General features: G+C 58.7%; 8 protein-coding genes and 1 tRNA gene. 8 read left to right on the plus strand and 1 reads right to left on the minus strand.

Annotated elements, in window-relative coordinates; genetic code table 11:
* The 3 genes from fdnG to nrfD form a co-directional block, all read left to right on the plus strand.
* On the plus strand, positions 1-3,123 hold a 3,123-nt coding region (gene fdnG, locus L0H14_RS09970), incomplete at its 5' end, for a formate dehydrogenase-N subunit alpha (RefSeq protein ID WP_301421758.1).
* Positions 3,116-4,168: a 4Fe-4S dicluster domain-containing protein gene (locus L0H14_RS09975; protein WP_301419494.1), complete on the plus strand. Its 1,053-nt coding sequence runs from the start codon at positions 3,116-3,118 to the stop codon at positions 4,166-4,168. The genes fdnG and L0H14_RS09975, both read left to right, overlap by 8 nt.
* Entirely contained in the window at positions 4,165-5,268 is a 1,104-nt protein-coding gene (nrfD, locus tag L0H14_RS09980) for an NrfD/PsrC family molybdoenzyme membrane anchor subunit (protein ID WP_301421759.1), read from the plus strand. Before L0H14_RS09975 ends, nrfD begins: the two co-directional genes overlap by 4 nt.
* On the opposite strand, the gene selD is transcribed toward nrfD, so the two are convergent.
* Complete coding sequence (selD, locus tag L0H14_RS09985; protein WP_301421760.1) at positions 5,265-6,269, minus strand: selenide, water dikinase SelD; 1,005 nt, start codon at positions 6,267-6,269, stop codon at positions 5,265-5,267. The two genes, nrfD and selD, sit on opposite strands and share 4 nt — an antisense overlap.
* 86 nt (positions 6,270-6,355) lie before the next feature.
* Between selD and L0H14_RS09990 the strand changes: the two genes are divergently transcribed.
* The 5 genes from L0H14_RS09990 to L0H14_RS10010 all read left to right on the plus strand — a co-directional run.
* Positions 6,356-6,451 (plus strand) — tRNA-Sec (locus tag L0H14_RS09990).
* 24 nt (positions 6,452-6,475) lie between these two features.
* Complete coding sequence (gene selA / locus L0H14_RS09995) at positions 6,476-7,792, plus strand: L-seryl-tRNA(Sec) selenium transferase (RefSeq protein WP_301419491.1); 1,317 nt, start codon at positions 6,476-6,478, stop codon at positions 7,790-7,792.
* A complete protein-coding gene (gene selB, locus L0H14_RS10000; RefSeq protein WP_301421761.1) occupies positions 7,789-9,585 on the plus strand; it encodes a selenocysteine-specific translation elongation factor in 1,797 nt (598 codons plus the stop codon). The genes selA and selB overlap by 4 nt, the downstream gene beginning before the upstream one ends.
* 84 nt (positions 9,586-9,669) lie before the next feature.
* A complete protein-coding gene (locus L0H14_RS10005; protein WP_301419489.1) occupies positions 9,670-10,455 on the plus strand; it encodes a fumarylacetoacetate hydrolase family protein in 786 nt (261 codons plus the stop codon).
* 27 nt (positions 10,456-10,482) lie between these two features.
* A partial coding sequence (locus tag L0H14_RS10010; RefSeq protein ID WP_301421762.1) for an HpcH/HpaI aldolase/citrate lyase family protein occupies positions 10,483-10,971 on the plus strand: 489 nt, incomplete at its 3' end.

Below are 10,971 nucleotides of genomic sequence, written 5' to 3' on the forward strand. Positions count from 1 at the left end.
GTCCAGAGCGTGTGTCCATATTGTGCGGTGGGCTGTGGACAGCTTATTTACACTAAAGACAACAAGGTCACCCATATTGAAGGTGACCCGGACTCCCCTATTTCTCGTGGCCGCTTGTGCCCGAAGGGTGCTGCCTCAGAGCAGCTAGTCAATACGCCTTCCCGCCAGAAAACCGTGCTCTACCGCGCTCCGAGAGCTACCGATTGGGAAGAAATCGAGCTCGAGACGGCGATGGATATGATCGCTGATCGCTTCCTGGAAGCGCGCGCAAATCACTGGGAAGACTTTGATGAAGAAGGCACGCCCGTCAATCGCACCATGGGACTTGCTTCCCTCGGCGGCGCGACCATCGATAATGAAGAAAACTATCTTATAAAGAAACTGTTCTCTGCAGCCGGCGCGGTGCAGATCGAGAACCAGGCCAGGATTTGACACTCCTCCACAGTTCCTAGTTTAGGATCTTCTTTTGGGCGTGGCGGTGCCACCCAGCCATTGCAAGATATGGCGAATGCAGACCTGATTGTGATTCAGGGTTCCAACATGGCCGAATGCCACCCGGTTGGGTTCCAGTGGGTTACTGAAGCCAAACAGCGTGGCGCCAAAGTGATTCACGTCGACCCTCGCTTTACGCGTACTTCAGCGGTTGCCGATAAACACATCACCATTCGTGCTGGCTCTGACATTGTGCTGTTGGGTGCCCTCATCAACCACATGATCGAAAACGAGCTGTGGTTCAAGGAGTACGTCACGCACTACACCAACGCGGCGCATCTCATCTCGGAAGGGTACTCCGGCCCAGAAGATCTCGATGGACTCTTCTCTGGTTACGACGACGACTTACAGGGGTACAACAACGAGACGTGGCAGTATGAGAAAGACCCCGAAGCCGCCGATGGCATCGCCAAGGATATGACGCTGCAGCATCCACGTTCGGTGTTCCAGATCCTGAAACGTCACTACTCTCGGTACACACCGGAAGCCGTAGAGGACATGGCTGGCATCAGCCAAAAAGATTTCAAATACTTGGCCGACGCATTCGCCGAGAACTCCACTCGAGATAAGACCACCTGTGTCGCATACGCGCTGGGCTGGACGCAGCACTCGATGGGCTCACAGTTCATTCGAACTGCCGCAATCCTGCAGTTGTTGATGGGGAACATGGGTCGTCCAGGTGGCGGCATTATGGCACTGCGCGGCCACGCAACCATTCAGGGTTCAACCGACATCCCAACGCTGTTCAACCTGCTACCCGGTTACCTCCCGTTCCCGGTTGCTGGTAAACACGACACCCTGCAGGACTACTTCGACGAGGCATTTCCGCAGGATCAGAAGGGCTTCTGGCATAACGGGAATGCCTATATGATCTCGTTGTTGAAAGCCTGGTTTGGTGATGCCGCGACTGCAGAAAACGACTACGCGTATCATTATTTGCCGCGCCTGACCGGTGCACACGGAACGTATCAAACGCTCATGCGCATGTTCGATAAGGGTGTGGACGGTTACTTCGTACTGGGTCAAAACCCTGCGGTAGGCTCAGCGAATGGCCGCATGCAGCGCATGGGGATGGCCAACTTGAAGTGGATGGTCGTGCGCGACTTCCAGCAAATTGAGACCGCCACCTGGTGGCGCGATGGTCCAGAGATTCAAACCGGTGAGTTGAAGACCGAAGAGATTGATACTGAAGTCTTCTTCATGCCCGCGGCCAACCACACGGAAAAGGCCGGCACGTTCACCCAGACACAGCGTTTGGTTCAGTGGCGTCACCAAGCAGTGACCCCTCCCGGTGACGCGCGCTCTGAGTTGGAGTTCTTCCACGAACTTGGCAAACGCTTGCGTGAACGCCTCAAAGATTCGACGGACCCAAGGGATCGTCCACTTTTGGATATGACCTGGGACTACCCGGTTGATGAGCACGGCGAACCAGATGCCGAAGCCGTGATGAAAGAAATCAACGGCTACTATACGTCCGGTCCGGATGCGGGCAAACCACTGGATAATTTCAACCAGATGAAACCTGATGGTTCAACTGCGGGTGGCTGTTGGATTTACACCGGTGTTTATGCCGGTGGGGTCAACCGCGCCGCACTACGGGTACCAGGCGACAAACAAGACGAAATGGCTAATAAATGGGCCTGGGCTTGGCCTGCAAACCGTCGGATTCTCTATAACCGAGCCTCGGCAGATCCCGAGGGCAAACCGTGGTCAGAGCGCAAGAAGCTCATCTGGTGGGATGAAGACGAAACCAAGTGGGTGGGCAATGACACCCCGGACTTCCCCATCGACCGTGCACCAAATGCCAAGACCCAAAAGGGCATCTTTGGTCCAGATGCACTGGCCGGAGATGATCCGTTTATCATGCAAACCGATGGGAAAGGGTGGCTCTTCGCACCCATGGGCATGAAGGACGGTCCCCTCCCGACACACTACGAACCAGCTGAGTCGCCGGTTAGTAACAGCCTGTACCCACAACAGGAATCACCTTCTCGTCTCCTGATTACTGCAGAGGGCAACCAACTGGCGCCTGCTTCAGGAAACCCGGGATCAGAGGTCTTCCCGCACGTGTTCACCACGTACCGTCTGACCGAACACCACACAGCCGGTGGCATGAGCCGGTTCCTGCCGTATCTGTCCGAGCTTCAACCCGAAATGTTCTGCGAGGTTTCAGAGGAACTCGCCGAAGAATTCGGATTGGAACCCTATGGTTGGGCAACCATCATTTCCCCGCGCGGTGCCATTGAGGCTCGTGTACTCGTCACCCAACGGATGAAACCGGTGCGCGCCGGAGGCAAGACGATCCACCAAATTGGGCTGCCCTATCACTGGGGTGTCGGCAAAGAGGCCCTCATTACGGGTGACGGGGCGAATGACTTACTGGGGATGACGCTTGATCCAAATGTGTTCATCCAGTCAGCAAAAGCCGTAGCCTGTGCCATCCAACCTGGGCGTCGTCCACGAGGCGAAGCCTTGGTAGAGTTCGTCAACGACTACCGTGACCGTGCTGGTATTACCCCCATGACCGGCCAGAGCAGACTCACGTATGAACGTGATCCTGAGACCATGAAAATAGCAGAACCCCCAACATTGTCTGAACCTGAGCATCACGAAGGAGACAAACTTGTTTGACTTCAGAGAAAAACCCGGCCAGCTCATCGATGCCCACGGTCAGGACACGGAACGCAAAGGGTTCTTCACCGACACCTCCATCTGCATCGGTTGTAAGGCCTGCGAGGTTGCGTGTAAAGAATGGAACCAGGTGCCCATGGAAGGCAACCTGGAACTGCTGGAATCCTCGTACGACAACACCGGTGGTCTCGGGGCCAACACATGGCGCCACGTAGCGTTCATCGAACAAGATGAAGAGCAAATCGAAAAAGCTCGTGACTCCGGTCAGAAACTCATAAGTCTCGGTATGCCATCCATTGGCGCTCCCGAAACCCGTGAAAAAGATACCGCCAAACATATCGGCATGCCAGAATTTGGCTCCCCCGGTACACGGATCAAAGAAAAAGTGGATAACCCACCGAACCCAGATACCCCGGAATTCCGGTGGCTGATGAGCTCAGATGTGTGCAAACACTGCACCTTCGCCGGCTGTTTGGACGTGTGCCCAACCGGAGCCCTTTACCGTACCGAATACGGCACCGTGGTCGTCCAAGACGATATCTGTAACGGTTGTGGAACCTGTGTTGCCGGTTGCCCGTTCGGCGTCATCGAACGCCGCGATACCGGGACGATCCATACCAAACCAGACCGGGTAGATTCCCGATATGCCATGGACGTCAAGCACGAGGGCACCGCCAATAAGTGCACGCTGTGCTACGACCGTCTGGTCGACGATCAAGTACCGGCTTGTGCCCAAACCTGCCCGACCACTTCGATCAAGTTTGGTAATCAATCTGAGATGGTCGAAAGCGCGGTAGAACGCGTCACCACCATGCATGCACAGGGCAGCACCGAAGCCCGCCTGTATGGGGCCAACACTAACGACGGCGTCGGCGGTATCGGCTCGGTCTTCCTGCTCTTGGACGAACCGGAAGTATACGGCCTGCCACCGGATCCACAGGTTCCGACCAAGGATCTACCGCAAATGTATAAGAAGGTCGGCATCGCTGCCGCGGGAATGCTGGCTGCTGCCGCGACCGCTTTCGTAGGAGCTCGCAAAAAGTGACCCTTTCTGACTTCGACTCATATCGGCCCGCGCATGAGGGCCGCCGCAAAAAGAAACGCAACCGTCCGCCAGGAAACGGTCGGCGGCGCGGTGGCGGCGGGGGCGATGGTGCCCGTGAAATGTCGATGGTCGACGACGTCGAATTCAGCGACTCCTACTATGGCCGTCCCATTGTTAAGCCCCCACCGTGGGACTGGAAAATCTCCGCGTACCTCTTTGCCGGTGGAGTAGCAGGAGGTTCTGGCATGTTGGCCGCCGGGGCCGATGCCGCAGGACTCGAAAAACTCCGCCGCAATACTCGTCTCACCGCACTGGGAGCCACCATCGGCGGGACCGGTTTCCTCATTCTCGACCTCGGCCGTCCCGAACGCTTCTTACACATGATGCGCACCTTCAAAGTATCCTCCCCCATGAACATCGGGACCTGGATACTCAGTGGTTTTGGTACCGCTGCCGGCGTTGTCGCAGCGATCGAAGTCGACCGCATAACCGGTGAAAAACTTCCACTGGGACCGCTCCGCACCATACTGCACTGGGTAGAAAAACCTACCGGCGCAGTGGCTGCACTCTTCGGAGCCCCCCTGGCGTCCTACACGGGTGCGCTGCTGGCCGACACTGCGGTGCCAACGTGGAATGCTGCCAGAGACAACCTGTCGTATCTTTTTGTTTCCTCAGCAGCCATGGCATCCTCCGGGGTAGCAATGATCACCACGCCGACCGAACAAACTCGGCCGGCCCGTGTCCTGGCGACCGCCGGAGCGGCAGCAGATCTATACTTCGCAGAGAAACTCACCGAACCAATGCACCCGGCAGAAGCCGAACCGCTGCAGACCGGGCGCGCCGGCAAAAAACTCCGTTGGGCCAAAGGTCTCACCATAGCCGGTGGCATCGGTGCTGCACTCTTGGGACGCAATCGTATTGCTGCCATTGCCTCGGGTGCAGCTCTGGCGACCGCATCCGCACTGACCCGCATGGCCGTGCTGGAAGCAGGGATCGATTCGACCAAAGATCCACGTCACGTGGTCGAACCCCAGAAGGCGCGCCTTGAAGCGCGTCGAGCTCAGGGCATCGTCGACGACTCGATCACCACCGTGGGCTAGCGAACCTCGACCACACCTGCACGACCGGTGGTGTAACCAATCACCGGGTGCCCAGGGAGTTCACCGACCACCAATAAACCGCCAGAGGTTTGTGCATCGGCCAGGACCAACAGATCTTCTCCGGTAATACCGCTCCCCGACTCGATATGCGGGGCAACCCAATCCAGGTTCCGTCGTGTACCACCCGAAATAAAGCCATCCCGCAGCGCTTCAGCCGCACCCTCAACTAGCGGAACAGCAGCCTTGTCCAGCACCGCGCCCACGTTGGAAGCACGCAGCATCTTATACAGGTGGCCTAAGAGACCAAACCCGGTCACATCTGTTGCTGCCTTGAGCCCAGCCGCCACACTCTGCTCAGCTGCCGACTTATTCAACGTCGTCATCGTATCGATGGCCGCTTGGAACACCTCACCGGTCGCCTTGTGACGGTTATTGAGCAGCCCCAAACCAATCGGTTTCGTCAGCGTCAACGGCAGGCCAGCCTCTGCGGCGTCGTTGCGGAGTAGTTCGTCGACTTTGGCTGTACCGGTCACCGCCATACCGTATTTCGGTTCCGGATCATCCACCGTATGCCCACCAATTACCGGGCACCCGGCTTCACGTCCGATGGCCAACCCACCGGCCAGCACCTCGGACATCATCTCGGCGGGCAAAACCCCGCGCGGCCAACCCATCAGGTTAATGGCCACAATCGGACGGCCACCCATCGCATAAATATCACTGATCGCGTTGGCCGCGGCGATCCGGCCCCAGTCATAGGCTGAGTCGACCACCGGGGTAAAAAAGTCCGCGGTGGATAAGATCGCAGTGTCACCATCAAGGTGAACCGCAGCGGCGTCATCGCCATCGTCAATCCCCACGATCACGTTGGCATAATCTTGACCCGCCAGCTGAGAAACGGCCTCTTCCAGCTCACCGGGTGGGATCTTGCAGGCACACCCTCCACCGGAGGCCGTAGTGGTTAAACGCGGAAGGGGGGCTTGTTCTAAAATCTCAGACATACGCCCAGTATAGGAACGTCCACGCTGCTTGCCCAGGGACGGTCCGGCCGTGCTGGGCCAGCCCAAACGTGATAGTTTGATTTTTTGGAGGCGTTAGGGTTCCTGGTGGTCCCCGCGGTCTTCAAAACCGACGAGACCAAGTAGCTTGGTCTGGCGGGTTCGATTCCCGTCCGCCTCCGCCAACTTCCTGACGAAAGGGCCCACCGGTGACTTCAGACCCGCGCCGCGCGATCCCCTCGACTGATCGGCTGCTGACGCTGCCGGAGGTCATAGCTGCCGGGCAGCGGTTGGCGCCGCATATTATTCGCCACACGATCACCGAAATACAGGCCTCTGCTCGTCGCGGTCAGACAGCACCGGATGAAGTGATCCCCCGGGTTGTCGACGCCGTGCAGGCAACGCACACGACCAACCTATCGGCCGTGCTCAATGCCACCGGCGTCATCATTCATACGAATTTAGGCCGTGCACCGTTGTCCGAAGCCGCACGAGATGCACTGCATGCGGCGGCCGGCTACGTGGATCTAGAACTGGACCTTGACGACGGCAAACGCAGTAAACGTGGTACCTGGGCCAAAACCGCACTGTTGGCCAAAGCTCCCGACGCTGAAGATGCGCTCATTGTGAATAACGGTGCCGCCGCGCTCTCACTGGCGACCACCGCCCTTGCCGTGGCGCAGGGCAAACCAGAAGTGATTATTAGTCGCGGCGAGCTCGTGGAAATCGGGGCTGGATTTCGTCTCCCCGACCTCATCACCTCAACCGGAACGCAGCTGGCCGAGGTTGGCACGACCAATCGCACCACCCTTGAGGACTATCGCAACGCGATCAGCGAGCGAACCGGTGCGATCCTCAAAGTCCATCCGTCCAATTACTGGATCGGTGGCTTCAACTCGACCGTCGAGACAAAACAGCTGGCCACCCTCGCTGATGAACAGGGGCTCCCACTGATCGTGGATGTGGGCTCGGGACTCTTTACACCAGATCCGGTTCTGCCCGATGAGCCGACCATGACCCAGGCACTGCGCGATGGCGCCGACGTGGTCATTGCCAGCGGCGACAAACTCCTGGGTGGGCCCCAAGCCGGCCTGCTGCTGGGCTCCAAAACCGTGCTGCAGACACTGGCTCGGCATCCACTGGCGCGCGCATTTCGGGCCGATAAATTCACGCTAGCCGCCCTAGAAGCCACGCTGAATGCATCATCGACCCCGGTACACGATGCCCTCCACGCTGACAGCAAGGTACTCTATGCCCGCAGCCAGCGAATTGCCGAAGCGCTCAACGCCGAGGTGGTGCCGCACGAGGGTCGGGTTGGTGGCGGCGGTGGTGCCGGAGTACCGATTGCCGGTTGGGCAGTGAGTGTCGCTGAAGAGTTCGCCCGCCCGCTGCGTACCGGGAGTCCAGCCATTTTGCCTCGGGTTGCCGATGGCCGATGCCTGATTGATCTGCGGTGCGTGCCGGAAGCTGACGACGAAGTCATATTGCACCGGTTGCGTGAGATCGCAGCGGAGGTTGAGGGGTGACCGAGCAGTTTGTGGTGGCCACGGCCGGGCACGTGGATCATGGGAAATCCGCTCTGGTGCAGGCTCTGACCGGTACTGAAACCGACCGGTGGGCCGAAGAACGCGAGCGCGGACTCACCATTGATCTGGGTTTTGCCGAAATGTCCTTGCCTTCGGGGCGATCGGTGTCGTTTGTGGATGTGCCCGGTCACGAGCGTTTTGTTGGCAATATGTTGGCCGGACTCGGTCCGGCGCCCGTCGTGTGTTTGGTCGTGGCAGCAGACGAAGGCTGGCAGGCCCAAACTTCGGAACACCGCGATGCGATCAAGGCCCTGGGGATTTCCGCCGGGGTCGTGGTGATTTCGCGGCTCGATCTGGCACCGGACAACATCGGGGCGGTCACCGCTCAGATTCAAGCCGAGCTAGCGGACACAGCGCTGGCCAAGGCTCCGATCATTGCTACCTCGGCCGTTGAGCGTGTTGGACTCGATGAACTCCAAGACGTCATGGATGCGGTATTCGAGCAGCTTGCAGCACCCGATGTCACAGCACCGATCCGGTACTGGGTCGATCGAGCTTTTCCGGTCAAAGGGGCCGGCACCGTGGTCACCGGAACGCTGGCCGCCGGGACCTTATACATCAACGACCGCCTAGAACTGGTGGGCAAAGACGTCTCCGACGTGACCATCCGGAGTCTCCAAAGTCATGGCAGTTCGGCCACCGAGCTGAGGCCGGTCACCCGGGCCGCAGTGAATCTTCGCGGAGTCGCCGTCGACGATGTCTCACGGGGTGATGTGCTGGTCACCCCCGGGGCATGGTTCAGCACGGATGTCATCGATGTGGCTGGTAGTCCCGATGTGGATTTCACCGAGCTCGCCCAAGAATTCTCCGTCCACATTGGCACGGCAACCGTATATGCGCACTGCCGACCGCTGGGATCCGGATTCGCTCGCTTGACCCTGGACCGGGCCTTGCCGCTGCACATCGGCGACCGGTTTTTATTGCGCGGCACCGGCCAACGGCTCATTACCGGTGGCGCCACCGTGGTCGATGTGCAACCTCCTGAGCTGCGTCGCCGTGGTGCGGCCAGACAACGCGCTGAGATACTCGCCAGGATCACACCAGAGAATCACCTCGGTATCGAGGTTGAGCGTCGTCGTGCCGTAGAGCAGGCGACGATTACCGCCATGGGGATCCCGGTCCCCCGCTCTCTTCCCTCCGGTGTGCTGGTACATGACCGCTGGTTGATCAACCAGCAAGCACTCGACACGTGGAGCCAGCAGTTGCGCGATACTGTCGTCGCCCAGTATGAGCGGGACCCAAGCGCCGGGGGCCTGACTGAACAAGCGGCCGTCAATACTTTGGAACTGCCCGATCGTAGTTTCCTGGCCCTGGTGGTAGCCGAGGCGAAACTCCAGCAGGCTACCGGTCGAATTTCGGATCCGACCCTGCAGCCCTCGCTGGGAGCAGCCGAGGCCGCGGTGGCCGAACTGGAGCAACGTTTTGCCGATGATCCTTTCGCCGCACCGACCGCCGATGAGCTCGACCAGTTGCGGTTGGGCGATAAAGAGCTCGCCGCGGCCGCAGAACAGCAGAGACTGTTGCGGTTGAAGGACAATATTGTGCTGAGTCCAAAGACCCCGGCACTGGCGATGCGTCAGATTGTGCAGCTGGAGCAACCCTTCACGGTGTCCGATGCACGACAAGCCCTGGACACGTCCAGAAGAACCCTGATCCCCCTACTGGAACACCTCGATGCGCGGGGGTGGACCCAACGACTCGACGGGAACCTTCGCAAGGTCTCCGGACGCTAGTGCATTGCGCAGCGGGACAAAACCGCACACCACTCACGCATTTCGTATACGATTAGGGCAGGCTTTTCTACTCAAAGGAGTCCGATGTTAGATCACGAAACACACGTCAAAATTGCTGACGAACTACACCAGGCCAACATTGATCGTCAACCGGTTGAGCTGCTAACCAAGCGTTACCCGGGGATGGTCATTGAAGATTCCTACGCGATTCAGAAAATTTGGGCAGATCGCCAGATTGAAACCGGACGCCGCAAGGCCGGCCATAAAATCGGGCTCACATCCAAAGCGATGCAGGCCGCAACCGGCATCGATGAGCCCGACTACGGCGTCATTTTTGACGACCAGGTCTTCGAGTCCGGCCACGTCTTCGAGTGGAAAAAATACACGCACCCCCGCATCGAAATCGAGCTGGCTTTCGTGCTGAAGGACGATCTGCGCGGACCAAACGTCAATATTTTCGACGTTCTGCGTGCTACCGAGTACGTCACGCCTGCGCTTGAGGTGCTCGATGCTCATATCGAGATGGAAGGTCGTACGATTATCGACACCATCTCGGACAACGCGGCGCTGGGTGCCATGGTCCTGGGTGGCAGTCCGATGAAACCCGAAGACATCGATCTCCGTTGGGTTGGCGGCGCACTGTGGCGCAACCAGGAAATCATGGAAACCGGCCTATCCGCTGGCATCCTGGGGCACCCGGCCAACGGCGTGCACTGGCTGGCCAACCGTCTAGCCGGACACGATGATTACCTTGAGGCCGGGGAAATTATCCTGGCTGGTTCTTTCACCCGCTACATGTGGGTTTATGAAGGTGACACGGTGTTTGCCGACTTCGGGCCACTAGGCACCATCGGCGTTCAGTTCGAATAATCTCCAGTAACTCGCAAGGAACTACATATGGCTTTGACCCCTCGCCCATCATTCAAAACATTGTTCACCGATGCAGCGAAGCACGACCGCAATCGCGCCGCGGCCGGCATGTTCTTGTCTTCCGGTGACGCCGGCATCGCAGAAATTGTTGCCGGCGCCGGTATGGACTACCTGCTCATTGATGCGGAGCACTCCCCGTTGAGCTTGGAATCTGTGCAAGACCAGCTGCGCGCGATCGCCGGCTACGACTCCATTCCGGTGGTTCGTGTGCCAGAAAATGATGCACGGATTATCAAGCAGCACCTGGATCTCGGTGCGCAATCGCTGATTGTGCCGATGATCTTCACCGTCGACGACGCGGCCAAGGCTGCAGCCTCGGTCGCATACCCACCAGAGGGCATCCGCGGCATTGGTTCAGCACTGGCACGTTCCGGTGGGTGGGGGCGCTACCCGAACTACCTGACCACGGCTCGTGACACGATCACCTTGATCATCCAGATTGAGACCGCCGAAGCG

It is taken from the genome of Yaniella sp. (assembly GCF_030453185.1).
GTDB lineage: Bacteria > Actinomycetota > Actinomycetes > Actinomycetales > Micrococcaceae > Yaniella.

Bases quoted from the DNA above. Each gene is read 5' to 3' on its own strand.
- selD (WP_301421760.1), bottom strand. From the start codon at position 6,269: ATGTCTGAGATTTTAGAACAAGCCCCCCTTCCGCGTTTAACCACTACG.
- L0H14_RS10005 (WP_301419489.1), top strand. From the start codon at position 9,670: ATGTTAGATCACGAAACACACGTCAAAATTGCTGACGAACTACACCAG.